28 protein-coding genes are annotated in these 26014 nt (G+C 69.3%); 10 read left to right on the top strand and 18 right to left on the bottom strand.

Annotated elements, in window-relative coordinates:
* Positions 1 to 78: 78 nt before the first annotated feature.
* From BST11_RS02695 to BST11_RS02680, 4 genes are all read right to left on the bottom strand, one after another.
* Positions 79 to 408: a GNAT family N-acetyltransferase gene (locus BST11_RS02695; protein ID WP_083136458.1), complete on the bottom strand. Its 330-nt coding sequence runs from the start codon at positions 406 to 408 to the stop codon at positions 79 to 81.
* On the bottom strand, positions 395 to 1378 hold the full coding sequence (locus BST11_RS02690; protein ID WP_083136457.1) for a pirin family protein: 984 nt from the start codon (positions 1376 to 1378) through the stop codon (positions 395 to 397). The genes BST11_RS02695 and BST11_RS02690 overlap by 14 nt, the downstream gene beginning before the upstream one ends.
* 28 nt (positions 1379 to 1406) lie before the next feature.
* Complete coding sequence (locus BST11_RS02685; protein ID WP_083136456.1) at positions 1407 to 2789, bottom strand: acyl-CoA dehydrogenase family protein; 1383 nt, start codon at positions 2787 to 2789, stop codon at positions 1407 to 1409.
* Positions 2790 to 2874: 85 nt separating this feature from the next.
* The gene (locus tag BST11_RS02680) at positions 2875 to 3291 is read right to left on the bottom strand and encodes a WhiB family transcriptional regulator (protein WP_068213841.1); all 417 of its coding nucleotides are present in this window, start codon (positions 3289 to 3291) and stop codon (positions 2875 to 2877) included.
* A 143-nt stretch (positions 3292 to 3434) separates the two neighbouring features.
* Here BST11_RS02680 and BST11_RS02675 point away from each other — a divergent pair, with 143 nt between their 5' ends.
* The 6 genes from BST11_RS02675 (at position 3435) to BST11_RS02650 (ending at position 7578) form a co-directional block, all read left to right on the top strand.
* Positions 3435 to 4223 (top strand): helix-turn-helix domain-containing protein, encoded by a 789-nt coding sequence (locus BST11_RS02675; protein ID WP_083136455.1) that lies wholly within the window; start codon positions 3435 to 3437, stop codon positions 4221 to 4223.
* Entirely contained in the window at positions 4220 to 5035 is an 816-nt protein-coding gene (locus BST11_RS02670) for a C40 family peptidase (RefSeq protein WP_083136454.1), read from the top strand. Before BST11_RS02675 ends, BST11_RS02670 begins: the two co-directional genes overlap by 4 nt.
* Before the next feature lie 18 nt (positions 5036 to 5053).
* Positions 5054 to 5416: a DUF4226 domain-containing protein gene (locus BST11_RS02665; protein ID WP_083136453.1), complete on the top strand. Its 363-nt coding sequence runs from the start codon at positions 5054 to 5056 to the stop codon at positions 5414 to 5416.
* Positions 5417 to 5519: 103 nt separating this feature from the next.
* On the top strand, positions 5520 to 6905 hold the full coding sequence (locus BST11_RS02660; RefSeq protein WP_083136452.1) for a DUF4226 domain-containing protein: 1386 nt from the start codon (positions 5520 to 5522) through the stop codon (positions 6903 to 6905).
* A gap of 47 nt (positions 6906 to 6952) precedes the next feature.
* Positions 6953 to 7270 carry an ESX-1 secretion-associated protein gene (locus BST11_RS02655; protein ID WP_083136451.1) on the top strand — a complete coding sequence of 106 codons (318 nt, stop codon included), beginning with the start codon at positions 6953 to 6955 and terminating at the stop codon, positions 7268 to 7270.
* Positions 7267 to 7578: a DUF2694 family protein gene (locus tag BST11_RS02650; RefSeq protein WP_083136450.1), complete on the top strand. Its 312-nt coding sequence runs from the start codon at positions 7267 to 7269 to the stop codon at positions 7576 to 7578. Before BST11_RS02655 ends, BST11_RS02650 begins: the two co-directional genes overlap by 4 nt.
* Positions 7579 to 7587: 9 nt before the next feature.
* On the opposite strand, the gene BST11_RS27880 is transcribed toward BST11_RS02650, so the two are convergent.
* On the bottom strand, positions 7588 to 7731 hold the full coding sequence (locus tag BST11_RS27880; RefSeq protein ID WP_169834865.1) for a hypothetical protein: 144 nt from the start codon (positions 7729 to 7731) through the stop codon (positions 7588 to 7590).
* Positions 7732 to 7813: 82 nt separating this feature from the next.
* On the opposite strand from BST11_RS27880, the gene BST11_RS02645 reads away from it, so the two are divergent.
* The gene (locus tag BST11_RS02645; RefSeq protein WP_083136449.1) at positions 7814 to 9028 is read left to right on the top strand and encodes a DUF5631 domain-containing protein; all 1215 of its coding nucleotides are present in this window, start codon (positions 7814 to 7816) and stop codon (positions 9026 to 9028) included.
* A 74-nt stretch (positions 9029 to 9102) separates the two neighbouring features.
* Here the strand turns inward: BST11_RS02645 and BST11_RS02640 are convergent, their stop codons facing one another.
* Positions 9103 to 9858, bottom strand: coding sequence for a TIGR03084 family metal-binding protein (locus BST11_RS02640; protein ID WP_142276172.1), 756 nt, complete (start codon positions 9856 to 9858; stop codon positions 9103 to 9105).
* 30 nt (positions 9859 to 9888) lie between these two features.
* The gene (locus BST11_RS02635) at positions 9889 to 11175 is read right to left on the bottom strand and encodes an MFS transporter (protein WP_083136447.1); all 1287 of its coding nucleotides are present in this window, start codon (positions 11173 to 11175) and stop codon (positions 9889 to 9891) included.
* Between the two features lie 143 nt (positions 11176 to 11318).
* Here BST11_RS02635 and BST11_RS02630 point away from each other — a divergent pair, with 143 nt between their 5' ends.
* The gene (locus BST11_RS02630) at positions 11319 to 11924 is read left to right on the top strand and encodes a YqgE/AlgH family protein (RefSeq protein WP_083136446.1); all 606 of its coding nucleotides are present in this window, start codon (positions 11319 to 11321) and stop codon (positions 11922 to 11924) included.
* A gap of 54 nt (positions 11925 to 11978) precedes the next feature.
* Here BST11_RS02630 and BST11_RS02625 read toward each other — a convergent pair whose 3' ends face one another.
* Together BST11_RS02625 and BST11_RS02620 are read right to left on the bottom strand one after the other, a co-directional pair.
* Positions 11979 to 12329: a hypothetical protein gene (locus BST11_RS02625; protein ID WP_083136445.1), complete on the bottom strand. Its 351-nt coding sequence runs from the start codon at positions 12327 to 12329 to the stop codon at positions 11979 to 11981.
* Positions 12330 to 12393: 64 nt separating this feature from the next.
* Positions 12394 to 13512: an LpqN/LpqT family lipoprotein gene (locus tag BST11_RS02620; RefSeq protein ID WP_083136444.1), complete on the bottom strand. Its 1119-nt coding sequence runs from the start codon at positions 13510 to 13512 to the stop codon at positions 12394 to 12396.
* A 184-nt stretch (positions 13513 to 13696) separates the two neighbouring features.
* On the opposite strand from BST11_RS02620, the gene leuS reads away from it, so the two are divergent.
* A complete protein-coding gene (gene leuS / locus BST11_RS02615) occupies positions 13697 to 16606 on the top strand; it encodes a leucine--tRNA ligase (RefSeq protein WP_083136443.1) in 2910 nt (969 codons plus the stop codon).
* Between the two features lie 13 nt (positions 16607 to 16619).
* Here leuS and BST11_RS02610 read toward each other — a convergent pair whose 3' ends face one another.
* The 6 genes from BST11_RS02610 to BST11_RS02585 form a co-directional block, all read right to left on the bottom strand.
* Positions 16620 to 17291, bottom strand: a complete 672-nt coding sequence (locus BST11_RS02610) for an SDR family oxidoreductase (RefSeq protein ID WP_083136442.1) — start codon at positions 17289 to 17291, stop codon at positions 16620 to 16622.
* A 47-nt stretch (positions 17292 to 17338) separates the two neighbouring features.
* The gene (locus BST11_RS02605) at positions 17339 to 17836 is read right to left on the bottom strand and encodes a MarR family winged helix-turn-helix transcriptional regulator (RefSeq protein WP_083136441.1); all 498 of its coding nucleotides are present in this window, start codon (positions 17834 to 17836) and stop codon (positions 17339 to 17341) included.
* A gap of 78 nt (positions 17837 to 17914) precedes the next feature.
* A complete protein-coding gene (locus BST11_RS02600) occupies positions 17915 to 18664 on the bottom strand; it encodes an amino acid ABC transporter ATP-binding protein (protein ID WP_083136440.1) in 750 nt (249 codons plus the stop codon).
* Positions 18661 to 20478, bottom strand: coding sequence for an ABC transporter substrate-binding protein/permease (locus BST11_RS02595; RefSeq protein ID WP_083136481.1), 1818 nt, complete (start codon positions 20476 to 20478; stop codon positions 18661 to 18663). The genes BST11_RS02600 and BST11_RS02595 overlap by 4 nt, the downstream gene beginning before the upstream one ends.
* 49 nt (positions 20479 to 20527) lie before the next feature.
* Positions 20528 to 21268, bottom strand: a complete 741-nt coding sequence (locus BST11_RS02590; RefSeq protein ID WP_083136439.1) for a GntR family transcriptional regulator — start codon at positions 21266 to 21268, stop codon at positions 20528 to 20530.
* Positions 21269 to 21398: 130 nt separating this feature from the next.
* On the bottom strand, positions 21399 to 22187 hold the full coding sequence (locus tag BST11_RS02585) for an LLM class F420-dependent oxidoreductase (protein WP_083136438.1): 789 nt from the start codon (positions 22185 to 22187) through the stop codon (positions 21399 to 21401).
* A 109-nt stretch (positions 22188 to 22296) separates the two neighbouring features.
* Between BST11_RS02585 and BST11_RS02580 the strand changes: the two genes are divergently transcribed.
* A complete protein-coding gene (locus tag BST11_RS02580; protein ID WP_083136437.1) occupies positions 22297 to 23325 on the top strand; it encodes an NAD-dependent epimerase/dehydratase family protein in 1029 nt (342 codons plus the stop codon).
* Here the strand turns inward: BST11_RS02580 and BST11_RS02575 are convergent.
* From BST11_RS02575 to BST11_RS02565, 3 genes are read right to left on the bottom strand one after another with little or no spacing between them, the layout of a single operon-like run.
* Complete coding sequence (locus tag BST11_RS02575) at positions 23266 to 23871, bottom strand: TetR/AcrR family transcriptional regulator (protein WP_083136436.1); 606 nt, start codon at positions 23869 to 23871, stop codon at positions 23266 to 23268. The two genes, BST11_RS02580 and BST11_RS02575, sit on opposite strands and share 60 nt — an antisense overlap.
* Before the next feature lie 6 nt (positions 23872 to 23877).
* Complete coding sequence (locus BST11_RS02570; protein ID WP_142276165.1) at positions 23878 to 24783, bottom strand: alpha/beta fold hydrolase; 906 nt, start codon at positions 24781 to 24783, stop codon at positions 23878 to 23880.
* A gap of 20 nt (positions 24784 to 24803) precedes the next feature.
* On the bottom strand, positions 24804 to 26012 hold the full coding sequence (locus BST11_RS02565; RefSeq protein WP_083136435.1) for a DUF1214 domain-containing protein: 1209 nt from the start codon (positions 26010 to 26012) through the stop codon (positions 24804 to 24806).
* Positions 26013 to 26014: the final 2 nt, after the last annotated feature.

The following is a 26014-nucleotide window of genomic DNA, read 5'->3' as shown; positions in this document are numbered from 1 at the left end:
ACAATCAACGACGCCACTCAGCCATCGGAGGCAAACCCCCGATCACCAGAGTGTCACCAACGTCCTAGCTGAGTACAGCTAGCCCCGCAGCCAGCGTTGGACGTCGGGCGTGACGGGATCGGTGATGTCGTCGAACTCGGGATGCTTCTTGAGCACCGTGACCACCATCGAGCAGACGGGGACGACGCGCTTGCCGTCGCCACGCGCCCCGTTGAGGGCTTCCTCGACGAGGATGGTCGCCAGGCCGCGTCCGCCGTATGCGGGGTCGATTTCGGTGTGGTAGAAGACGCGCTGGTTGTCGCGGTCAGCGAAGTCGGCGAGGCCGACGGGCGTGCCGTCGACGGCGATGGTGTACCGACTCTCCTCCTTGGTGACGACGGCCTCGGCGCCGGTCTTATCGGTTGTCATTTCGCGTGTCCTTTCGTTGCGGTGTCGCGCGGGGCAGCAGCCGGGTGGTCGGCAGCGGTGGGGCCGGCAGCCGCGTGACCGGACCCCGGTACCCGGTGACGGCGCCGAAGCGGTCGTCGGCGTCCTCCCACAGCCGGCGGTAGCCGGCGATGTCGTCGTGACTGCGCCCGACGAAGTTCCACCACATCACCAGCTCTTCGTCGAACGGGGTCCCGCCCACCAGCAGCACCCTCGCCGGACGGTCATCGAGGTTGCGCAAGTGCAGCGCCGACTCGCCCGGGCCCTGGTAGCCGAGGTCACCGACCGCCAGGCTAGTCCCGCCCATCGCGACGGGCCCCACGTCGCAGAGCAGCCCGTGCTCGAAGGCCGCGTCGACGGCGATGTCCACGCCGGCGTTCGGCTCCAGGTCGATCTGCGCGCCGATCAGCGGGGTGAACGTGTGCACCGGCGAACGGCTGCCGCACATCTCCCCGATAAAAACGCGCACCGAGGCGCCCGGAAGCAATGTCGGCCGGGGCGCGTAATGGGCGAAGTCGCGGCCGGTGTCGCGGGCGGAATCCGGTAACGCCACCCACAGCTGGACCCCGTGCAGGAGGTCGTTCGACCCCACCGACACCTCGGAGTGGCAGATGCCCGCGCCCGCGGTCATGAGATTCAGCTCGCCGGGCCGGATCACGGCGTGCACCCCGGCGCTGTCGCGGTGCTCTACTCCCCCGCTGAACAACCAACTCACGGTTTGCAATCCGGTGTGGGGATGGGGCGCCACGTCCATGCGTGCGCGCACGGGGCCGTAGTGGTCGACGAAACACCACGCGCCGACCAGCGAGCGCCGGCGCTGCGGGAGCGTGCGCTGCACCCGGATCGCCCGCGGGCCGCCCAGCGGAACCTCGCGCGGATGTAAAACCTCGACCCCCGCGGCCCCTGACGCGCGGCAAGCGACCTCGACCGGCGCGGCCTCGAGGTTGCTCACCCGCCCGACGCTACGCCTTGCCGGGACCTCACCGGCCCGGCGGGCGGAGCACCTTCATGGCCAGCCGCATAACCGGTTCGGGGACGCGGTCCTGCATCGACAGCGCGGTGTCTGCGACGCGGGAGCGCAGCGGGGTGCCGCGGCCGAACACCCGGTTCAGCGGTCCCCCGGACGGCTCGAGCACCACGTGCAGTGGCGGGGTGCCGACCGCCGCGCCCAGCGCATTGGAGATGACCATGCGCTGGATCTCGCTGGTGCCCTCGAAAATGGTGTACAGCTTGGCATCTCGATACCACTTCTCCACCGGGTGATCGGTGATGTAGCCCCAGCCGCCCATGGTCTGGATGGCGCGTTCGGTGGCTTTGACCGCCACCTCGCTGGCGGCCATCTTCGACATCGAGCCCTCGCCGCGTTCGAACGGCACGTTGTTGGCCGCCATCCAGGACGCGCGCCAGGTCAGCAACCGGGCCGCGTCGATCTGGGTGGCCAGTTCGGCCAGCGGAAAGGCGATGCCCTGGTTGTCGATGATGGGTCCGCCGAAGGCCTCGCGCTGTGTGGCATACCACGTGGCGTATTCCAGTGCCGCACGGGCGATCCCGATCGCCTGGGCGGCCACCATCGGTCGGGTTTGTTCGAAGGTGCCCAACGTGGCCGAGCCCGAACGTTTCCCGCCGGCCACCACCTCGCGGGCCTTGGCGAGTTTGTGTTCGAGCTTTTCTTCGCCGCCAAGCAAATTGGCGCCCGGAACGCGCACGCCCTCGAAGAGCAACTCCGCGGTGTGGGAGGCCCGGCAACCCAGCTTGTCGAGCTTTCGCACCAGTTTCAGGCCGGGCGTTCCGCCGGGAACCACGAACAGCGCCTGACCCCGGTGGCCGAGCTCCTCGTCGACGACCGCGTTGACCACATGCACGTTGGCGATGCCGCCGTTGCCGATCCACATCTTGTGGCCGTCGATGATCCAGTCGTCACCGTCGCGTCGCGCGCGGGTGCGCAGGTTGCGGACGTCGCTGCCGCCTTCGGGTTCCGAGATGGCAAGCGCCGCGAGTTTGAGATCGCCTGGTGTGCCGAAACATTCGGGTGCCCACTCAAGCATCTGTTCGGGTGATGCGGCCTGCCCGATCGCCGACAAGGCCAACGCCGGCATGACGATCGCCAAACCGATGCCGGCGCAGCCCCAGAACAGCTCCTCCATGAACATCGGCAACGAGAGGCCCGTCGGGTCGCCGATCAGATCGCGATAGAATAGCGGGCTGTAGAAGCCCCGTTGGGCGGCCTCCTCGAGCACCGGCCACGGGAATTCCTGCCGTTGGTCGTAATGGAGCGCCACGGGGCGGATCACTTCGTCGGCGAACTCGTGCGTTCGCCGGGCCAGGTCGTGCTGTGCTGCCGTCGGGGTCAGGTCGAACGTCATGCTTCCCGCCTTCGGGTCGACGGACTCGGTCGTGCCAAGCCCGTCTACCCCGTTGGCTGGGGCAACAAACTGCCTGGAGCGGAGCTCAGGCCGCAGAGCGCGGCCCCACTTGCGCGATCGGCAGGTGCAGCACCACGGCGGGGGCGGGCGCCGCCTCATGCTCGTGGCGCGCCAGCAGGCTCGCGTTTTCGGGCAGCTGCCGCGAGTTGATCTCGCCGGCGGCGATCCGGCGCAAGACCTCGTGGGCCCGGGCGAGCTGTTCGCGCTTGCGGTACTGGCCGCCGGGAAGTTTGACGCCGGCCCAGACGCCGTACTCCTCGTGGTGCGCGATGGCGTGCTGGGCGCAGCGGCGCTGCTGTGCGAGCGGGCACCGGCGCAGGCATTGAATCCGCGCCTCGGTGGCCGACCGCTCGTAGGCGCGCGCCTTCGCCGCGCCGTCACCGCCGTCGTCGTCGGGATAGCCGAACCACAGTTCCGGGTTGGCTGCGCAGGGGTGTCCCATGTCGGTCTCCTTGTCCGCGGTGAAACGTAGGCAAAAGCGTATACACAGATACCGACTCAACGCAAGAGAAATGTGACAAAAACGTATATCCCCTGGATGCGACGTGCGCCTGTGTAATATCCGGCCTATGGCCGGAGTGTGCGGTGAGCCGTGAATCGGCCGGCGCGGCCATCCGCGCGTTGCGCGAGTCACGTGATTGGTCGCTGGCAGACCTCGCCGCCGCGACCGGCGTCAGCGTCATGGGTCTGAGCTTTCTGGAGCGCGGCGCCCGTAAGCCGCATAAAAGCACAGTTCAGAAGGTTGAGAACGGGCTGGGTCTGCCGCCGGGTACCTACTCGCGGCTGCTGGTGGCCGCCGATCCCGACGCCGAGCTGGCCCGGCTGATCGCCGCGCAACCGGTTGACGCGGGCGCCGGGAGGCCCAGTGGCGCCGTGATCGTCGGCCGTCACAGTGACACCGAAGTGCTGGAAGGCTACGCCGAAGCTCAGCTCGACGCCCTCAAATCCGTCATCGATCGGCTGCCTGCGACGACATCAAACGAATATGAGACGTATATTCTGTCTGTGATCGCTCAGTGCGTGAAGGCGGAGATGCTGGCCGCCAGCTCCTGGCGGGTGGCCGTGAACGCCGGGGCTGACTCGACGGGCCGGCTGATGGAGCACTTGGAGGCGCTGGAGGCAACGCGCACGGCCCTTTTGGAGCGGATGCCCGCAAGCCTGGGCGCCCGGTTCGACCGCGCGTGCGCGCAGTCGTCGTTGCCGGAAGCCGTCATCGCGGCGCTGGTCGGTGTCGGCATCGACGAAATGTGGGACATCCGCAACCGAGGGGCCATCCCGCCGGGAGCGCTCCCCCGCGTTCGGGCGTTCGCCGAGGCCGTCGAGTCGACGAGCGCGGACTCCCCCGACCAGGACGGCCGGGAGGGGGCGCAGTGAGCGACGGCGAAATCGAGGTGCTGAGCCGCGCCCACCGTCTGTTTTCCGGCAGCGCCGGGCGGCCGACGCTCGATGCCGGCGCGGCACAGTACGACGCGCTGCTGCGGCGCGCCGCCGACGTGAACCACGGTGGGGCGCGGGGTGATTACCGGCTCGCGGCCGATCATGGGCGGCGCGTCTTGCTGTCGGCGGCCGGTACGGACGCCGACGCCACCAGCATCATCGCCGCCGCCCGCCGGGATCGGGACGAGGCCGGTGAGCGGACTAAGTCGGTCGTCGAGGAGGCGCGCGCCGACGCAGGGGTGACGGCGACGACGCCGCTTGCCCAGCGCGAGGCGATGCGCCGTCGGATCGCCCGACTGCGCGCGCAACGGGCGCACGTTCTGTCCGCCCACCTGAGGGCGCGGCGCCACTCGGCCGCCCTGCGGGCGCTGCGCTACCGAATAGCGCACCATCGCCGCCTGGGGTTGCCGGGTGGCCGCGCCGGGATCGCGGTGCGCGCCGCGTTGTCCCGGCTGGGGCGGCCCTACGTGTGGGGAGCCACCGGGCCCAACGAATTCGACTGTTCCGGTCTGGTCCAGTGGTCCTACGCGAAGGCCGGTATCCACCTGGGCCGCACCACCTATCAACAGATCAACGACGGGACCCCGGTGCCCCGTTCGCAAGTCCGGCCTGGCGATCTCGTCTTTCCGCACGCCGGACACGTGCAGATGGCCATCGGCAACAACCTGGTCGTCGAGGCGCCCTATTCGGGTGCGTCGGTGCGAATCAGCCGGCTTGGCAGCAACATCGCAATCCGCCGGCCGCTATGACAAGAAGAGGTTGAACCGATGTCGGAACATGCCGGACTCTCCATCGGCGCCATCCAGGCGCGGCAGTCGGCGCTGGCCGGCCAACACACCACCGTCGCCGACGCCGACCGCGTGCTAAGCGAGGTGCTCGCCAGCGCGCACGCCGCGACACTGGAGAGCATCACGCGGCTCGACGCGATCGCCGAGGAGATCGACCGAGTGGCCACCCAACGCGCGGGCCTTGCCGCGGACACACCCTTGGGCGCACGCGAATTGCACAGGTTCCTGCTGGACAAGCAACGCGAGATCGCAACGGTGATTTCCGATGCCCGCGAACTCGGTCGCGCGAAAAGGGTTGTGCTGGATGGCCTCCGGGCGCAGTACGCCGTGCCTTCGGGCTAGCCCGAAGGCACGCCGGCTCGTTCGCTCACAGCCGCCTCGGGGTGAGTTGTGGCCACGAACGTGCCTACGTACTGTCGCCCGGCATGGAGGGGCCGCGACAGCGATGTCGACGCAGGACGAGCTGATCACCACGATCCAGCGCGTGCGCGACCGCACCGGCGATCCGAACGCGTGGCAGGCGGGTTTGACGCCGGACGAGGTGGTCGCGGCGATCACCCCCGGCACCCCTGCGCGCCGGCTCGACACGATCGTGCGCACGATCCGCCAGCAGCACCCGGACGTCTTCGGCGCGGTAACGCCCGCCGGCACGCCGTCGGGGCAACCCGGCCAGGGAGCGGCCGCCGAGGCCATGGCAGGTGCCGAAGCGGCTCTGGCACACCAAAACTCGGCGAGTTCGCAGCTCGACATGCAGGTGATTGCGGCCATCCTCAACGCACACCTCAAGGCCGTCGAGGGTCAGGGGGCCCTGACCGGGTTGCAGCGGGAAATCGAAACGGCCGTCCTGACGCGATCGGATCTGGACACCCCGGCAGGCGCGCGCGATTTCCAGCGGTTCCTGATCGGCAAGCTCAAGGACATCCGCGCGGTAGTCGTCAACGCGAGCCTGGACGACACGTCGAAATCGGCCCTGATGGCCGCATGGACGTCGCTCTACGACGCCTCCAAGAATCCCCCCGACGACCACCTGCCCGCCGCCGATGCCGCGCCCCCCGACGACACGGACCTGGCGGCGATCGACGATCCCGAAGACGACCCGCTGCTGGACCCGATGTTCGCCGACGACCCCGGCTTGCCCGCCGAGGATGTCGGAGCCCCGGCTCCTGCCGCGGGCGCGACAGCCCCGGTGCCGCAGGCCATGCCACCAATCCCCAGCTTCGGCGGAGCTTCGATGCCGGGCCTGGGTGGGCCGGGTGGCCTGCCGCTCCCCGACCTGACGGATCGCATCGCGCCGGCGGCGCGCGACGTCGACGACGAGGGCCTGCCCGAATCCCACGACCCCGGCATCGACGATCACCCGGACGACCAGGACGGCGACGACGGGAAGGCTTGCGACGAGGACATCGCGGCGGACCAACCCGAAGCGCCGCCGGGCCCTACCGCGGTGACCCTGCCCGACGGAGACACCGTGACCGCGGCCAGCCCTCAGCTGGCGGCGGTGATCAAAGCCGCGGTCGGCGGGACGCCGATCGCCGACGCGTTCCGTCAGCAGGGAATCACCGTCCCCCCACCGGGAACCGCGGTTGCCAACCCCGTCGACCCGCAGCAGGCTCTCCCCGGCGATATCGGCATCTTCACCGATCGTCACGCACTCGCACTCGGCCACGAAAAAGCGCTTCTCGACGGCCAGATTCAACGCATCGCCACCGTGAGCGGCCCGAGCTTTCTAGGCTGGGAGCATCCACCGGCGGCGTCCGCACCCGCGACCGCACCGGCTAAGCCGCACACACCGACACCCACGGGGCCGGCGGGCACGTCGACCACCACCTGAGACAGTGATCTCGCCGGCCGTGCCCGGCGGCGCATGAGGAGGAGAGCATGGCAGATCCGATCCGTGTGGTGCCCGCGCAGTTGCGCGAAGCCGCCGCGCATCACCAGGAGACCTCGGAGTACCTGCGCACCGTTACGTCGTCGCATGCGGCGATCCAGGAAAGCCTCGACTCGCTCGGACCGGTCTTCAGCGAACTGCGCGACGCCGGACGCGAACTGCTCGAGCTGCGCCGCCAGTGCTACGAGCAGCAAGCCGAGGACCACGCCGACATGGCCGAGAACCTCGTCGCGTCGGCGGCAATGTGGGAACAGCACGAACAAGACGCGGCACGAGATTTCGGCGGCATCGTTGACGGCGGTCGATGACGGACGCCAATCCCGCCTTTGACACCGTCCACCCGAGCGGGCACATCCTTGTCCGCTCCTGCCGCGGCGGTTACATGCACAGCGTCGCGCTGAGCGAAGAGGCGATGGACACCGACGCCGAGGCGCTGGCGCAGGGCATCCTGTTGACCGCCGACGTGTCCTGCCTCAAAGCGTTACTGGAGGTGCGCAACGAGATCGTCGCGGCCGGCCATACCCCCTCGGCGGAGGTTCCCAGCCCGCACGATCTTGACGTGGCGATCGAGAGGCTGCTGGCGCACAAACTGCGCCGCCGCGGCAAGGCACGCTGACCACGCCGCCTACAACAACCACGTCTTCGCGCTTTCAGGATCCGGTGCGATGTCGGTGGGCGGTTCGATGGGGTTGGGGCCGAACAACTCTCGCGCGCGCGCCAGCAGGGCACGCACTTCGTCGAGTTGCTGCTGCAGCGCAGATTCGGCCATGCCCCCACGCTACCCAGGTGCTCGCAGCTGCACAATTCACCGACTGAATAGACGACCCGATGGATGCAGGTAGGCTTAGCCAGTGGCGATCTTCGGTCGGATATCGGCGCGACAGCGCCTCCGAAGAGCTGCCCGGGAATCCCTGGCGATTCCCGCTTTCAGCTCTCCCGTCGACTGCGGCCCCTGGGTGACCGGTGGGCTGTGGCCCGCCGAGCTGTCCACGACGACGCCCGAAACAGCCGCTCTCGCAGAGTATCTGAAGGCCTCTCTGCAGCGAATCACCCGACGCGCCAACGACGAGCTCAGGACGATCCGGCTGTCGGGGATGGCCGATTCCGTCCGGAAGGCAGAGGAAGGCAGGGTCATCGAAGAGGCTCGCGCGCGTGCCCAGCGACGCGTCGACTCGACGATGCGCCAACTGCACGAGGTAAAGGCCCGCCTGCGCGCCGAACCTGACGTCCCACATGACGTCCAGAACCCCAACGGAGCCGATCTCGACAAGACCCAAATCATCCCCGCCGTCACCGACGTGGAGACCCCCGCCGACGCGCCTGCCGACGCCGCTCTTGAACCCCCGGGAGCCATCGACGACGCTCCCTCAGCCCCGGTAGAACCGGCCCCGCCGGTCGCGCCGACTCCGCCGGTCGAACCCACTCCCCCGAATGCCGGCGAATCCGACGACCAGCGGCTGCGGCGCCTCCTCGCATTCGTGGTCCATCAGGAGCCACGCCTGAACTGGGCGGTTGGCGACCGCCCAGACGGCACCACCGTATTGGTCACGGATTTCGCCCATGGATGGGTGCCGCCGGACATCGCGGTCCCGGAGGGCGTGCGGTTGTTGGAACCGGAGCGACGCACCGGCAAGGTGTCCGCGCTGGTGGGCGAGAACATGCGCATCGTCACCTACGCGCCCGGGGACGCCCTGGGCCGGCTGGATGACTTCGCCGAGACGGCGGCCTCGGCGCAGCCCCGCGAGGTGGCCGCGGTCGACGACATCGGATGGGAACTGAGCCAGGCCACGCATTGGCGGGACGGACTGCCGCGCATGGTGCACACATTGGCCCGGGCCGCCGCCGCCGGGACCGGCGTCGCGCAAGAGGAAATCGACTTGCTGCGAGTGCATCTCGATACCGCGCGCTATCAACTGTTGATCCAGCACCCGAACATCGATCCCGGCCTGTTTCTCAACTGCCTGCTGCTGGCCGCCACGGAGGGAGCCGTCACCGGGGATGCGGTAGCGGCGAACTACCACTTCGCCTGGTTTCAGAAATTCAACGCGCCGACGGACGGCCCCTAAACCCGGCTCTCTTCGCGCTGCGCGCTCATCGCCCGGCCGGTGTTGATGGCCCCGGCTCTCTTCGCGCTGCGCGTTCATCGCCCGGGGCCGGGCGGGCCCGCGAAGGCCTGCGCGATGTGCAGCCACCGCTCGGCGTCGGGCCCGTGGGCGGTGACGTCCAGGGCCGCCAGCGGGCGGCGCTGCGTCACCAGGAAGCAGAAATCCTCGGCGGAGCCCGTGACCCGCTGGGCGGCATCCCGCGGCCCCCACGACCAGGTGTCGCCGTCGGGTCCGCGCAACTCGACCAGAAACGGTTCGGCCGGCGGGGTCAGGCCGTTGACGACGAAGGCGTAGTCGCGGGTGCGCACCCCGATGTGCGCGATCGACCGCAGCCGCGCCGTCGCGGGTCGTCGGACGCCGAGGGTGTCGGCGACGTCAAGACCATGCGCCCAGGTCTCCATCAGCCGCGCCGTCGCCATCGAGGCCGCGCTCATCGGCGGCCCGAACCACGGGAGCTTGCGGCCGTCGGGCACGTCCAGCAGGGCGTCGTGCAGCCGCGCGCGGGTGGCCCGCCAGTCGGCGAGCAGGTCGGCCGGGGCCAGCGCGGACAGCGCCTCGGCGCCCGCGTCGACGAATCCGGTGGGATCGGCCTGCGCGGCCTGCAGCGCCGCGGCGAAGCCCGCCTCGTCGGTGACGGCGGTCAGCGCCACCCGGTCGGTCCACAGCAGGTGTCCGATCTGGTGGGCGATGGTCCAACCGGGCGCAGGAGTGCGCTCCGCCCAGCGCTCCGCCGGAAGCGGCGCCACCAACGCGTCGAGCTCGTCGCTTTCGGCGCGCAGGTCGGCGATCATCGGCTCGGCGGTGCTCGTCACATGTGCACCTTAGCGATCGTTCGCCTGCTGGCCGCGGCGGCCGAGAACGGCGTGGACCGCCAGCCCGACCAGGTACAGCACCGACCCGAACAGCACGAAGACCGGCGCGCGTCCGTCGTCGGGAATCAGGGTCGCGGCCACCGTGATCGAGGCGATGAACGCGACCCAGAACAGCGCGTCCTGGACCGCGAAAACGTGTCCGCGCAGCGCGTCATCGACGTCCATCTGCATCGCCGAGTCGGCGCAGAGCTTGACCATTTGGCCGGCCACCCCAAGCAGGAAGCCACACACGACCATGACCGGAATCCGCAGCCCGGCGCCCGGGATCTGGACGATCGCGGCAGCCACCAGTGCGCCGTTTGCGGCGGCGTAGCGCCCCCAGCGGCGGACCGCCGACGGTGTCAGCAGGTTGGCCAGGAAGGCGCCGAGACCCGAAACGGCGAAGAACACCAACGCGATACCGAGCCCTCCCCCGCCGGACTCGGGCAGGTGGTGAACGAGGACCAGCATCACCAGCGAGTTGACCCCGACCACCATGCGATGTGCGGCCAGCCCGGACAGGGTGGCCGCGACCGTCGGGCTCTGGGCAACGGTGCGCGCGCCGTGCAGCCAGCCGGTGATCACCGCGTAGACGGCCGACCCGTGGATGGCGAGCTTGGTGTCGTCCGGGCCCAACGCGCGCGAGGCGAAGCGCAGCGCCAAAAGCAACGCGAGCGCGACCGGTATCGCGGTCAGGAAAATGATCGCCGAGGCACCCCTGTCGCCGGCGCCGACGAGGATGCGCGGCACCAGCATGAAATTGGCGCCGACGAAGGCCGCCGCCGCGCCGCAGGCGGTGGCCACCGAGTTCATTGTCACCACCTGCTCACGCGGCACCACGTGCGGCAGGGACGCCGACAGGCCCGAGGCGACAAACCGCGCCAGGCCGTTGGCGACCAGCGCCGCGACCAGTAGCGGGAGATCGCCGACGCGCAGGGCCAGGATGGTACCGATGCCGGCGATGAGGACCAGGCGGGCGGCGTTGGCGCCGACGAGCACCAGCCGCCGATCCCAGCGGTCCATCAACGCGCCGGCGAACGGCCCCAGCAGGGAGTAGGGCAAGAACAGCACCGCGAAGGCGCGCGCGATGGCCAGCGGGTCGGCGGCGCGATCCGGGTTGAACAGCAGCGCACCGGCCAGCCCCGCCTGGAAAAGTCCGTCGCCGAATTGACTCGCCATGCGCACCTGCAGCAATCGCCAGAAATCCGGCAGGCCGCGCACCGACCGCCACAAGTAGGCCGGTGCGCGTGACTGCATCCGGGCTGGGATCACAGGACCGACTTCCACGATTGGGGTGGGGCACGATCGCCGCGGTCGGCGCCGCTGCACCAACAGTACAAATATGTGCGCGCCACGCTCGATTGACCCGGCCGACGAGGCGATGGTGCGATGATGGTGTCGTGCCGCCACCCGAAGACCCCGAGGACTATGTCGCACCCGCCGCGCAGCGGGTGCGCGCGGGCACGTTGCTGCTCGCCAACACCGATCTCCTCGAACCGACGTTTCGGCGCAGCGTTATCTACATCGTCGAGCACAACGACGGCGGCACATTGGGTGTCGTGCTCAACCGGTCCAGCGAGACCGCCGTGTACAACGTGTTGCCGCAGTGGGCCAAGGTGGCGGCCAAACCCAAAACCATGTTCATCGGTGGGCCGGTAAAGCGCGACGCGGCCCTTTGCCTTGCGGCCTTGCGGGTCGGCGCCGATCCACAGGGCGTGCCGGGCCTGCGGCACGTGGACGGCCGGATCGTGATGGTCGACCTGGACGCCGAGCCCGAACTGATCGCCCCACTGGTCGAAGGGGTGCGGATCTTCGCCGGATACTCCGGTTGGACCATCGGGCAGCTCGAGGGCGAGATCGAACGCGACGACTGGATTGTCTTGTCCGCGTTGCCATCCGATGTTCTGGTCGGGCCAAGGGCCGATCTGTGGGGGCAGGTGCTGCGTCGGCAGCCGCTACCGCTTTCACTGCTGGCGACACACCCCATCGACATCAGCCGAAATTAGGCCCCTCCCCCGCCGGTCGGCCCGACGGCGCGGCGGCGCGTCGCCACCATCGGATCAGTGGCAGGACTGTGTGCAGACCGCGCAACTGCCGGCGCACCCGGGTGCCGCCGCCTCCCGGCGGATCGCAAAGCGCGCGCTTTGCCACGAACCCGTGGCGAGCGTCCCCAGGGCGCCGGCGACACAGACGATCAGCACGACCAGGGCGGTGTCGGCGTCGGCGGCAAGGGCCACCACGCCTCCGGCGGCCAACATCACCGCGGCGGCCAGCTGGGTCGGTGCCATCGCATGCAGCGCCACCTGGGTGGTGGCGGCGCTGTCGGCGGCCCGGTGTTGGGACAGCGACCAGCTTCCGAACCCGGCGGAGGCCACCGCCGCAACCATGCACACCACACCCGCGATCAGCATCGCCTCACAATACGAGGCGGCTCGTCGGCCCGCGCGCGCGGCTCCAGGACGCCGGCGTCGGCGGTCAGCGCCCTTGGAGGAAGGCGAAGTTCGGCAGCGGCGGCAGGCCGGGCACCATCGTCAACAGGTTGGGCACGGGCCGGGGGGCCACCTGGTTCGGCGCGACCGGCTGCGCGGGAAGCCCGACCGGCGCGGCCGGCACCGTCTGTGCGGGCAGCCCGGCGGGCGCTGCGGGGACCGGCTGCGCGGGCACCGCGACTGGGGCGACCGGGGCCGTCTGGGCGGGGGCAACGGCCGGCGACGCGGGGACGTTCTGGGCCGGAATTCCGACCGGCGACGTACTGGGGGAGGGTGCGGTGGCCGCGGGGACGGTAACCCGGAAGCCGTTGACGATCGCATCCGTGGCCGGCGCATCCGCGACGGCCACCGAACGGTCGGTGGTCACCGCCAGCGACACCAGGTACTTGTCGTGCCCGGACGTCGCGATGACGTGGCGGTGCGACGTGTTGAGCATCATGTCGCCGTCGCGGTAGGTGCCCTCGATGACCGACGAGGGAAACCCGCCGAAGTCGGCGATCGCAGCGTTCGTGGTCTGCCAGGCGGGCAGCTGCTGGCTGTCGACGAAGCCGTGGGTGATCGCCTCTTTCGGATCGAAGTCACCGACCAGCTTGTACACGACTACCTGCGCGTTCGAGGTGTAGATGCTGGTTCCGTGCCGGTCGGCGATCACCGCGAACGCGTCGGGCACGTTGGGATCGGGCACCTGCGTCCAGCGCGGGGGCACGGGCAGCGTGATGTCCAGCGCCTTGAATCCCTGGGGCTTCTGCGCCTCGAGCTTGACGCCCTTGGACTGCAGGTAGTCACGCACGGTGCCGGTAACGGCGGGCGCGGCGGCGGGGGCCGGCGCGACGGCACTGGGCGCGGGGCCGGCGGGCGCGGCGGCGGTGTTCGGCGCCACGAACGGGTTCGCGGCCGGGGGAGCGGCGAGCCCCCTGTTCGCGGGGAGTTGTCCGGGGGCCGCGACGACGTTCTGCGGCGCGGTGGCCGGAACCGCGGGGGCGGGCGGCGGTGCCGGAAGCACTGGATCGGCCGAAGCGGTGGCGCCCGCGAACGCCGTGACACCGATCGCGCCGGCGGCCAGGCCTCCCGCGAATACCCGCAACGTACGGGCGATCTGAATCATCTGCGTCGATCCTTCCCAATCCCACGGGCGTGCGCGCCCGTCTTAGAGGCTGACTGTAACCAGAGGTCAAACGGGTGGACAGGCTCGACACCGAGCTGGGATGAAGCTCTGATCGGTGTGCAACGGAACCGAGACCAACCCGTGGCCGACGGGCCCGGCGGGGAGGCCCTTATACCCTGTTTGGGTGAACCAATCCCCGACCGCCGCGGCTGGGAGCAGCCCCGGTGCGCCCCAGCCCGACGCCGATGCGCCGCCGCACCGCTACACCGCGGTGCTGGCGGGCGCCATCGAAGGAGCGTGGCAGGAGAACTGGGCGCGGCTCGGGACGTTCAACGTGGCCAACCCGGTCGGTGACCTGGCCCCGGCTGACGGGGCCCCGCTGCCCGAAGACAAGTTGTTCGTGCAGGACATGTTCCCCTATCCGTCGGGCGACGGGCTGCACGTCGGCCACCCACTTGGCTACATCGCCACCGACGTGTACTCGCGCTACTTCCGGATGACCGGACGTAATGTCTTGCACGCGTTGGGCTTTGACTCCTTTGGCCTGCCCGCCGAACAGTACGCCGTGCAGACCGGCACGCACCCGCGCACCCGGACCGAGGCCAACATCGTCAATTTCCGGCGCCAGCTGGGCCGGCTGGGCTTGGGCCTCGACAGCCGGCGCAGCTTTTCGACCACCGATGTCGAGTTCTACAGGTGGACGCAGTGGATCTTCCTGCAGATCTACAATGCCTGGTTCGACCCCGCCGCCAACAAGGCGCGCCCGATCGCCGCGCTGATCGCCGAGTTCGACTCCGGCGCGCGCCGTCTCGATGACGGCCGAGACTGGGCCACGCTGTCGGCGGGGGAGCGGGCCGACGTGATCGACGCCCACCGGCTGGTCTACCGGGCCGACTCGCTGGTGAACTGGTGCCCTGGCCTGGGCACCGTGCTGGCCAACGAAGAGGTGACCGCCGACGGGCGCAGCGACCGGGGCAATTTTCCGGTGTTTCGCAAACGGCTGCGGCAGTGGATGATGCGCATCACCGCGTATGCCGACCGGCTGCTGGACGACCTCGACGTGCTGGATTGGCCTGAAAAGGTAAAGACGATGCAGCGCAACTGGATTGGTCGCTCGACCGGTGCGCAGGCGCTGTTCTCCGCGATCAAAACCGATGGCACCGCCGTTGATATAGAGGTGTTCACCACCCGACCAGACACGCTGTTCGGCTCCACCTACCTGGTGCTGGCCCCCGAGCACGACCTGGTCGACGACCTGGTCGCCCCGCAGTGGCCCGGCGGCACCGACTCCCGTTGGACGTACGGCTCCGCCGGCCCGGCCGAGGCGGTCGCGGCCTATCGCCGCGCCATCAGCGCGAAGTCGGACCTCGAACGCCAGGAGAGCAAAGAGAAGACGGGCGTTTTCCTGGGCAGCTACGCCACCAACCCTGCCAACGGAGAGCCCGTGCCGATCTTCATCGCCGACTACGTCCTGGCCGGCTACGGTACCGGCGCGATCATGGCGGTCCCGGGCCACGATCAGCGCGACTGGGACTTCGCCCACGAGTTCGGCCTGCCGATCCTGGAAGTCATTGCCGGCGGCGATATTTCGCAGGCCGCGCACACCGGTGACGGCGTGTTGGTCAACTCCGGCTACCTCGACGGCCTGGACGTGGCCACGGCCAAGAAAACGATCACCGACCGGCTACAGGCCGAGGGCCGGGGGAGCGCGCGCGTCGAATTCAAGCTGCGCGACTGGCTTTTCGCCCGGCAGCGCTACTGGGGCGAGCCGTTCCCGATCGTCTACGACGGCGACGGGCGCCCGCACGCGCTCGACGAGGCCGCACTGCCCGTCGAGCTGCCCGACGTGCCGGACTACTCGCCGGTGTTGTTCGACCCCGACGACGCCGACAGCGAACCGTCGCCCCCGCTGGCCAAGGCGACCGACTGGGTGCACGTCGAGCTGGATCTCGGCGACGGCCTGAGGCCCTACACCCGCGACACCAACGTGATGCCACAGTGGGCGGCCAGCTCCTGGTACGAACTGCGCTACGCCGATCCGCACAACGCGGAGCGGTTCTGCGCCAAGGAAAACGAGGCCTATTGGATGGGCCCCCGCCCGGCCGAGCACGGCCCGGACGATCCGGGCGGCGTCGACCTGTACGTGGGTGGCGCCGAACACGCGGTGCTGCACCTGCTGTATTGCCGGTTCTGGCACAAGGTGCTCTACGACCTGGGGCACGTCAGTTCCCGCGAGCCCTACCGCCGGCTGGTTAACCAGGGCTACATCCAAGCCTTCGCCTACACCGATGCGCGGGGGTCGTACGTGCCGGCCGAGGACGTGGTCGAGCGTGACGGCCGCTTTTTCTATCCGGGGCCTGACGGCGAGATCGAGGTCTTTCAGGAATTCGGGAAAATCGGTAAGAGCCTGAAGAATTCGATATCCCCCGACGAGATCTGCGACGCGTACGGCGCGGACACGCTGCGGGTGTACGAGATGTCGATGGGCCCGCTGGAGGCTTCCCGGCCGTGGGCCACCAAGGACGTCGTCGGCGCGCACCGCTTCCTGCAGCGGGTGTGGCGGTTGGTGATCGACGAGCAGACCGGCGAAACCCGGGTACACGGCGCCGCCGACCAAAGGTTGGACGGCGATACCCTCAGGGCGCTGCACCGCACCATCGCGGGAGTAGCCGAGGATTACGCGGCGCTGCGCAATAACACCGCGGCGGCGAAGCTGATCGAGTACACCAACCACCTGACCAAGGCGCACCGCGACGCCGTGCCTCGCGCGGCGGTCGAGCCGCTGGTGCTGATGCTGGCGCCGCTGGCCCCCCACCTGGCCGAGGAGCTGTGGTCGCGGCTGGGCCACACGACCTCTCTGGCCCACGGGCCCTTCCCGCAGGCCGACCCGGCCTACCTCGTCGAGGATTCCGTGGAATACCCCGTGCAGGTCAACGGCAAGGTGCGTGGGCGCGTGGTGGTGCCCGCCGACGCCGACGAAGACGCGCTCAAATCCGCGGCCCTGGGCGACGAAAAGGTCCAAACGTTCCTGGCCGGCGCCACCCCGCGCAAGGTGATCGTGGTCCCCGGCCGGCTGGTCAACTTGGTCGTTTAGCGGCCCGCGCGGATCATCGCCGACCCGGCCGAAGCACCACTTCGTGCACGTGGCCGTCCGGCGGCGTGGCCACCGCATTAGCGACGGCCGCCGCGACGGTCTCCGGCCGCAGGAAGTTCGCCGGGTCGTATTGGCCCCCTTCGAAGGCGACGAGCTCGCGTTGCATCGCGGTGTCGGTGCGGCCGGGATAGATCGTCGTCACCCGCAAATCCGGCTCGTCCTGCCGCAGCGAGTCCGCAAAGGCGCGCAGCGCGAACTTGCTCGCCGAGTAGGAGGCCATGCCCGACGAAACCTTTTGCCCCGAACCGGAGTTGATGAACACCACCTGGCCGTGGGCCCGGCGCAACGCCGGCAACAGGGCCAACGTAAGTTCGACTGTCCCAAACACATTCACCGCGAAGGTGGCCCGCCAATCGTCGATGTCGGACTCGGCGACGTGGCCGGGGACGAACACCCCCGCGTTGTGCACCAGCACGTCGAGTTCGTCCACGACCTCGCAGCCGGCCTCGATCTCGTCGGGGTTGGTCAGGTCGAGCGGGAAGGTCGTGGCGCCCAGCCGTCGGGCGACGGAGTCGAGCCGATCGGAAGACCTCCCCGCCAACAGCAGGGTATGGGTCGCCGACAACGCTGTAGCGATCGCGGAACCGATACCGCCGCTCGCTCCGGTGATGAGTGCGGTGGGCATGCTTACAGCCTACCGGAGCCGCCAGATTCCTTGAGAGTCAAGTACTTTCACGCCTGCTTGCGTGCGTCGGGCTCGCCGGCCGGGCCCGATTCGCCGCAGGCCAGGCGTTGCAGCGGTGCCAACGCCTTCGTCAGCGTGTCCAGGTCGGACGTGGGGAGCTGACTGAGCATCGCGGCGAGCGCCGCGTGCCGGTTGGCCAGCGACTCGGCGTGCACGGCCCGTCCGCGCGGGGTGATGTCGACCAGCACCGCCCGCAGGTCCGACGGGTCGCGCGAGCGTTTAACCAGCCCGATCTTTTCCAGCCGGCGGATCGCCACGGTCGTGGTCGGGGTCCGCACCCGTTCGTGCGCGGCCAGGTCGGTCATCCGGATGGGGCCCTGATCGAGCAGGGTGACCAGGATCGACAGCTGGGCCAGGGTTAGCTCGCCGGCCACCACGCCGCTGGGGTCGCCGCGGCGCAGAATCGAAAACAGTTTGGACAGCGCGCGGTGCAAACCTTCCGCAAGCTCGGTTACCTCCGGCGCGGTGGATTCGCTATCCGCCATAAGTCGGCAGTCTAACCCGATATGCGTGGCGAACAAGGAGCTATCCGGCACCAACCCCCGGACTAAGTTAAGAACCGTTCAGAGCACCTGGGACAGGAACCGCTGGAGCCGCTCGGTTCGGGCGGCCTCGAATATCTGCTGCGGAGGCCCGGATTCCACGACCTTGCCGTGGTCCATGAAGACGACGGTGTCGGATGCCGACCGGGCAAAGCCCATTTCGTGCGTCACGACGATCATCGTCATGCCGTCGGCGCCGAGGTCGGCGATCAGTTGCAGGATGCCCTTCACCATTTCGGGATCCAGCGCCGAGGTGGCCTCGTCGAAGAACATCACCTGCGGTGCCATGGCCAGTGCGCGCGCGATCGCGACGCGCTGCTGTTGGCCGCCGGACAGGGTGCCGGGACGGGCACCGGCCTTGTGCTTCAAACCAACTCGGTCCAGCTGGGTCAGGGCGAGTTCCCTGGCCGCCTCGGCCGAGAGCCGCCGCAGCTTGCGCGGCGCCAGCGCGACGTTGTCCAGCACGCTCCGATGGGGGAACAGATTGAAGTGCTGGAACACCATGCCGATGCGTTGGCGAAGCCGGTCGGGATCGTCGCGCAACACCGACCGGCCGTCGAGCAGGATGTCGCCGCTGTCGGGCTCGTGTAACCGGTTCAGGGTGCGCAGCAGCGTCGACTTGCCCGAGCCCGATGGTCCGACCACGGCCGTCGTGCTGCCCGCCGGGACCTCCAGGTCGATGCCGCGCAGCACCGCCGTCCCGCCGAGGGTCTGATGAATCGCCTTGGCTTCCAACGAGACTGAGAGACGTTCAGTGACTGCGGCGCTCACGTCATCTCCTGGCCGAACGTCGTGCCGAGCGCGTCGAGGTCCTGTTCGGGCTCAACCGCCGCTCGGCCGCGGCGCAGCCGTGCGTCGATGTAGTTCACCAAGTGGGTCAACGGAATGGTCAGCATGAGGTAGAAGACGCCGGCGGCAACCAGCGGCGACAGGTTGCCCGTCTGGGCGTTGAGGTCTCGGCCCACCTGAAACAGCTCCCGCTGCTGGGCGATCAGCCCCAGGAAGTACACCAGCGCAGAGGCCTTCAACAGCGCGATGAACTGGTTGACCAGTGCGGGCAACACCCGGCGGACGCCTTGGGGCACCACCACCAGACGCATCGCTTGCGGATAGCTGAACCCCAGCGCGCGGGACGCCTCCAGCTGTCCGCCGTCGACGCTCTGGATTCCCGAGCGGAGTATCTCGCCGATGTAGGCGGCGGCCATCAGTCCCAATGCGGCGATGCCCAGCGGGTAGGGGTTGCCGTTCGTCAGGCCGCCGACCAACGGTCCCACGCCCAGGCCGATGATGAGGATGATCACCACCTCGGGAAGGCCGCGGAAGACGTCGGTATACACCCGAGCCGGCCAGCGCAGCCAACGCGAATGTGAAATTCCGGCGATGGCCAGCACCATGCCCAGCGCCAGGCCGATCAGCGAGGCGCTGCCGGTCAAGATCAGCGTGTTGGGCAACCCGGTGCGGAACAGCGTGGGGATGGCCTGCCGGTACATGTCCCAGTCGAAGAAGGAGTCGCGCAGCTGCGCCAGCGTCGACCTCGGCGCGGCGGGGCCGACCGGCTTGCGGTGGTGGCTCGCCGCGATCTTGGCGAAGTCCGGCAGCGTCGGGGCGGGGGCCGCCCGCGAACCCGGCTTCCATCCCGGCGGCAGGGACCGCGGCACCCACTGGGAGTACAGGTTCGCCCAGGTGCCGTCGGCGATGACGGCATCGAGGCCGGCGTTCAGCGCGTCGACAAGGGGCTGGTTGTCCTGCGCGACGGCATAGGCCACGAAATCGCCGCGGCTGAAGGTGTTCGCGACGACCACGGCCGGGTCACCGGGTCGCATGGCGTTGGCCGCCTGACCCGCGGGGGCCACCCACGCGTCGATCTGGCGGGTCTTGAGGCTGGCGTACACGGTGGCGAAGTCGGGGTATTTGACGGGTTGCAGGTGCAGCTCCTCGACGACGTACGACTCCTCCACGGTGCCCTGGACCACGCCGATGCGCTGGCCGGCGGCCAGGTCGCGGAAGTTGTGGATCGCCGAGCCGGGGGGCACGACGAGCGCGTAGTAGCCGAAGTCGTAGCCGTTCGTGAACGCGACGGTGTGCCGCCGCGCGTCGGTGGCCTTCACCGACGCCGAGCCGACGTCGAAGCGCCGCGACGCCACCTGGGCGAGCAGCCCGGAGAAGTCGGTGCCGACGAAGCGGACCTGCAGGCCCAGCTTGTCGGCGATGGCGCGCAACAACTGGTTGTCGAATCCGCTGAACTTGCCGGTCGGGTTGATGCAGACGTTGGGCGGGGCGTCGGACAGCGTGCCGACGGTCAAGACGCCCGGCGTGCCCAGCCCCAGGGCGCCGGCGTCGATCGCGCTGAGCGGCTCGACGGTGGGCGTTGTGTGCCGGTCGTCCTGGCCGATGCCGGAATCTGCGGTGAGGTCGCTCGGCAACGCGTAGGCGCTGTCCAATCCCGCAGGCGCGCATTGGTTCCGGTCGGCGCGCGCCGGCGCGGCCACCGTCGCGGACGCGACGGCGCACGCCACGAGCGCGGCCGCGGTCAGCGCCAGCAGCCGCCCGCGGCGCTTGGCGTGCCGGCCCACGTGCAGACTCATCACCGCCACCGTATCGACCGGTCGGCGGCCCCGCCCCGCTAGCGCGAGGTCACAGCGCGACCGACGGCTCCTCGCGGGTCGCATCCGCGTCGGTGACTACCCGAAGAGGGCCGGCGACCACCTGGCCGATGTCGTTCGGCGCGGTGAACACTCGGCGCCGAAACAGTTCGGTCAGCATGGTCTGTGCCATGAGGTGGGACCGGCCGACGCATGCGGTCCGCGCGGCCTCGGGATCACGCCGGTGGATCGCGCTGGTCTCGTCCTCGTAGAACGGCAGGATGTCTTCGCGGCTGCCCTGGTAGGTCGTCCAGAACGCCCGGGGGATGAGGTTTTGCGAGGCGCGAATCGTCGCATGCAACCGCGGTCCGGCGTACTCGTCGTTGATCGTGCGCCGATACTCCCCGGCGATCTCCGAGAAGGCCCTGGTTTCCTTCGCCGAGCGCAACGATCGCATGAGCGCATCGAGCTGTCCCAGGATCCGCGGCGTGGGGTTGGTCGCCGCGCGCGCCGAGGCGATGCCGTTGAGCAGGCCGTCGACCTCGTGGTGTTCGAGGACGGTGTCCTCGTCGAACCGCTCGATAAACGCGCCCCGGTGATAGCGGGTGGACACGATCCCGTCGTGTTCGAGCTGGACCAGCGCCTCCTGGATCGGGACGCGGCTGACCCCGAGGCTCACCGCGATCTCATTGCGGTCCACACGATCGCCGCTGCGCAATTTCCCCGTGAGCACCAGGTTGAGGATGTGCGAAACAACCTGGTCCTTTTCTTTGACCCCGTATTTCTTTGGCATCCGTTTCTTGAGTGCCTTTCAAACCTAGGGCAAATCCGGCGCTGAGAGTTTCTCACGAGTTGGTGCGCGCGTCGTCATGTTTGGCCGACGAATCGCGGGCAAAACGTGAGGCAACGTTTTATCGGCGGGGTCAGCGGCTATCGCGCCACTTGCACAGCGCTTCGGCGCGGGACAGGTCGTAGTCCGGGCCGTCGCAACCGACGGTCAACATCCCGACGCCGAGGCCCACGAGCCTTTCGGCACTGGCGAGCAAGCCGCCGCCCGCCACGTCCCCGTCGACCGCGGCCGAGCATTCGATGCCGGCGGGGTCGCGGCCGACGTCGCCGCAGTGCCGCTCCAGGACGGCCGACTTCGCCGGGTACTCGTCGGCGGAGGTGAAGCTGTGCCAGATGTCGGCGTATTCGGCCACCAGCCGCAGGGTCTTGCGTTCGCCGCCACCTCCGATCAGGACGGGGATGTCGCGGGTCGGCGGCGGGTTCAGCGTGGCCAGCCGCGCCTTGATGCGCGGCATCGCGGCCGCCAAGTCGTCGAGGCGGCTGCCGACGGTGCCGAATTCGTAGCCGTACTCGTCGTAATCCTTGTATTTCCAACCCGACCCGATGCCCAGGACGAGCCGGCCGCCGGAGATGTGGTCGACGGTGCGGGCCATGTCGGCCAAGAGCTCCGGGTTGCGGTAGGAATTGCACGTCACCAGCGCACCGATCTCGATGCGCGACGTCTGCTCGGCCCACGCCCCGAGCATGGTCCAGCACTCGAAATGCGCGCCGTCGGGGTCGCCATAGAGCGGGAAGAAGTGGTCCCAGTTGAATGCGATGTCGACGCCGATGTCCTCACAGCGGCGAACGGCGTCGCGGATCTGGCCGTACTGCGGGGCGTGCTGCGGCTGCAGCTGGACGCCGATACGAACGGGGGGTGTCATTGGACCACCGTAAGCCCCGTGAGTTCAGCGTGGGTGACCCAGCCGGGCGGGGCGCAAGGGCCTGTATCGATACCATTGGCATCGGAATATCGCAGCACGGGAGGCGACAGTGCAGATCGCGGTAACGGGCGGAACGGGCTACCTGGGCGCGCACACGGTGCGGGCGTTGCTGGACGCGGGACACCGCGTGCGGCTGCTGGTGGCTCCGAACGATCCCGCGGCCGGCGGGGGCGGGCTGCTGGACCGGTTGCGCCCGCTGGGCCCGGTGACCGTGGTCATCGGCGACGTGCGCGCCCCGACAACCGTCGAGGAGCTCCTTGCCGGCGCCGACGCGTTGGTGCACGCGGCCGGCGTGGTCGGCACGGATGAACGCCGGGCGAGGGCGATGTGGGACGTGAATGCCTTTGCAACGGAGGCGATCCTGACCCGGGCGGTGAGCCTTGGTCTCGACCCGATCATCTTGGTGAGCAGCTACAGCGCGCTGTTCCCGCCGCCGAACGGGATCATTTCGCCCGACTCCCCGACGGCGTCCGGCCGCAGCGCGTACGCCAAGACCAAGGGCTACGCGGATCGCGTCGCCCGGCGCCTGCAGGCCGACGGCGCGCCCGTCGTCGTGACGTATCCGTCCAGCGTCGTGGGGCCGGCGTTCGGCACCGCGGCGGGTGTCACCGAGCGGGGGTGGGCCCCGATCGTTCGTTGGGCGCTGGCACCCAGCGTGCGCGGGGGCATGCAGATGGTCGACGTCCGCGACGTCGCCGACGTTCACGCTCGCCTCATGGAGGCCGGCCGGGGCCCGCGCCGCTACGTGTGCGGCGGAGAACTGCTCACCTTCGGCGAGATGATCGACGCGCTCGAGCACGGCCTGGGGCGGAGGATACGGCGGGTCCCCCTATCCCCAAAGCTGTTGCGGGCCGGTGGCCGCGTCGCCGACGTCGCGGGCCGATACGTTCCGCTCGGCGACGGGCTCAGCTACGAGGCGGCCCTGCTGCTCACCGCCGCCACACCGACAGACGACAGCGCCACGTTGCGCGACCTCCGAATGGCCGCCTGGCGGTGCCCGAAAGCCGCGATCGCCGAGTCAGTGCGGATGGGACGCGGCGACGGCCGTCGTCAGCAGCTGCGCGATCCGGTCTCGTAGCTGCTCCGAGTCGTCCTCGACGGCGACGGTCGTGACGAACAATGCGGCACCCGCGGCCATCGCCAGCGCGGCCCGGGCCTCCACGTCGGCGCGCCGTCGTGCCACGGACGTCGTCGCGCGCACGTCCTCGGCGAAGAGCTGCACGGCGGGGCCGCTGAACCGCGCCCACAAATCCCTTCGCAGGCCGTCGTTTTCGCGCAGGGCCAGCAGCAGGCCAGGCACCGCGGCTCGCACGTCGGGTCTGCTGAACAGTTCGTGGCTGCCCCGCACCACCCACTCGGTCCAGCCGGTCAGGTCGGTGCCGGAAAACGGTGCCAGGTCGGGCGTTTCACCGAGGATCGCGTGCAACACCAGCTCCGCCTTCGACGACCAGCGGCGGTTCAGGCTGGCTCGTCCGACCCCGGTCCGCGCGGCGACGAGCCGCATGCTCAAAGCGTCCCAGCCGACCTCGACCAGCAACCCGCGCGTCACCGCCAGCACCCGCTCGTCGATCGAGGTGTCACGCGGCCGCCCGGCCCGCCTGGCACGGCGATCGTGGTCGGTCACGATGGATCAGCGCGCGTCGAGCACCCCGCGCAGCAGATCGATCAGCGCGAGGGGTTGGTCGCTCTGCACGGAATGCCCCGAGTTCTCGACGACGTGCGCGGCGCGGAAATCGTTTGCACGCCTGGCAAGTTCTTCGGCGTCCCCGTCGGTGACGAAGCCGGACGAGCCGCCGCGGATCAGCGTGATCGGCGCGGCCAACCCGTTGACGTCGTCCCACAGGCCGGCGAAATCCGGGAACTTGCGGATGGCGTCGTAGCGCCACGTCCAGTTGCCGTTGTCCAGCCGGCGGGAATTGTGCACGACGCCGCGGCGCAGTGCCTTTACCTCGCGGTGGGGGGCGGCGGCGATGGTCAGATCCAGCATGGCCTGGAAGCTGGGAAACTCGCGCTCGCCGTGCATCAGCGCCACCGTGCCCTGCTGTTCTTTGGTCAGCTCGGAATGGCGCTGCAGCGCCGACGGGGTGACGTCGATGAGGACGAGCTCACGCACCAGCTCGGGGGCCACGGCGGCCAGCCGGATGGCGGTCAACCCGCCCAGCGACATGCCCACGACGAGGTCGGCGTTCGGCGCCAGCTCGCGCAGCGCCGGCGCCAGGGCGTCCGCGTTGTGATGTGGGGAATAGTCGCCGTCTTCCCGCCACGCCGAATGCCCGTGGCCGGGCAGGTCGACGGCCAGCGCGGGTTCACCCAGGCCCACGATCACGGTGTCCCAGGTGTGGGCGTTTTGCCCACCGCCGTGGAAGAACACGATCCGCGGGGGAGTGCGGCCCCAGCGCAGCGCGCTGATCCTGGTCTCCGCCGCACCCCGCTCCACGCGCTCGACGTCCGGCAGCGGGCCCGCGATCCCGGCCTGCTCGGCGTTCTCCGATAACAGCGAGAACTCCGATAGGCCGGCCAGTTCATCCTCAGACATCTCGGTCACGATCTTTGACACTAGAGGACGTATCGACGACGGATGCCGCGGAATCGTTCCCACATCGCCGCGCTGCGTTCTTCCGGGCTCACCATCGCCGTGTCCGTGGGCAGCTCGTCGAATAGGTCGTCGTGCTTGACGACCCTGGTCTCCAGCGCGGCGGGCTCGCCCTCGAGCATGTGGCGGTAGGTCAGGTTTCCGCGGGCGAAGCCCTGGGTGTCGAGCCAGTTGTGCACGTTTGGATCTCGGTGCGCCATGACCAGCCGCACCCGGCCGTCGCCATCGGTTCTTGCGCGGCTCGGCGTGTAGCTCACCGGGCGGTAGAGGTAGTCCATGCTGTTGAAGAAGACACCCATGTTGGTGAACATCCACAGCCCGTCGTGTGCGTCGAATTCCACGATGAGCGCCTCGTCGGGGCGCAGTTCCCAATACATGTTGGCGGCGGCGCGGCCCCGCTTGCTGTCGGCGTCGGTCGCGCCGACGCCGGGAAAGGTGTTGGGGTGGGTGGCGTCGACGCCCCCGTGGGCGAACGGAAACTCGGGCCAGTCCGACATCAGGCCGGTGACGAAGTCGCCGGCCCAATGCATCGCCTCGACCATGCCGTGCGGGGTGGGCAGCGGCTTGGGCGAGGCCATGTCGATCCGCTCGATCCGCATCCGCGCGGGGATCTCGTCCCACCGGTCGAAGCCCTGGCGGATGAACAGCTTGCGCGATTCGGCGTCGGTGGGCAGCCAGTTGGGCGCGCGTTCGGGGCCACCGATGAAAACCTCGAACCTCCCGTCGTCGTCGACGTGGAGCTGGTGTCCGAGCAGGTTGGCCTGCGGTGTGTCGCCGAACGGTTCGTGCAGCACGCCCGGGCCTGGGTTGCGCGCACCCTGGACGGTTACGTTGAAGAATCGGGACGTGCCCCGATGACCGGTCAGCCGGTACGCCGACCGACCGTCGATCCACGCCTGCTGATACGTGAAGTCGGCGCAGTCCCCGCCGAGCTTGCGGGTTGGCCCGCAGAAGGTGTGCAGCGCCGGGTAGCGTGTGTCGCGGGTCTCGAGCGCCAGATCGAAGGCCTGCCCCAGGTTTTGGGTGAGAAAGCGGAAGGCGTCGACGCGCTGCGCGCCCGAGGCGACGTTTGCCTCCTTGAAGACCTGCTCGCCCGCGTCCCGCAGCCGTGCACAGAATTCATGCCACGCCGATCGCAGCTCCGCGTCGTCGGCGCCGTCACCGAAAGCCATTG

Source organism: Mycobacterium alsense, assembly GCF_002086635.1.
GTDB classification, from domain to species: Bacteria; Actinomycetota; Actinomycetes; order Mycobacteriales; family Mycobacteriaceae; genus Mycobacterium; species Mycobacterium alsense.
Note: the sequence above shows the minus strand (reverse complement) of the source record. Positions and strands in the feature narration are given on the sequence as shown.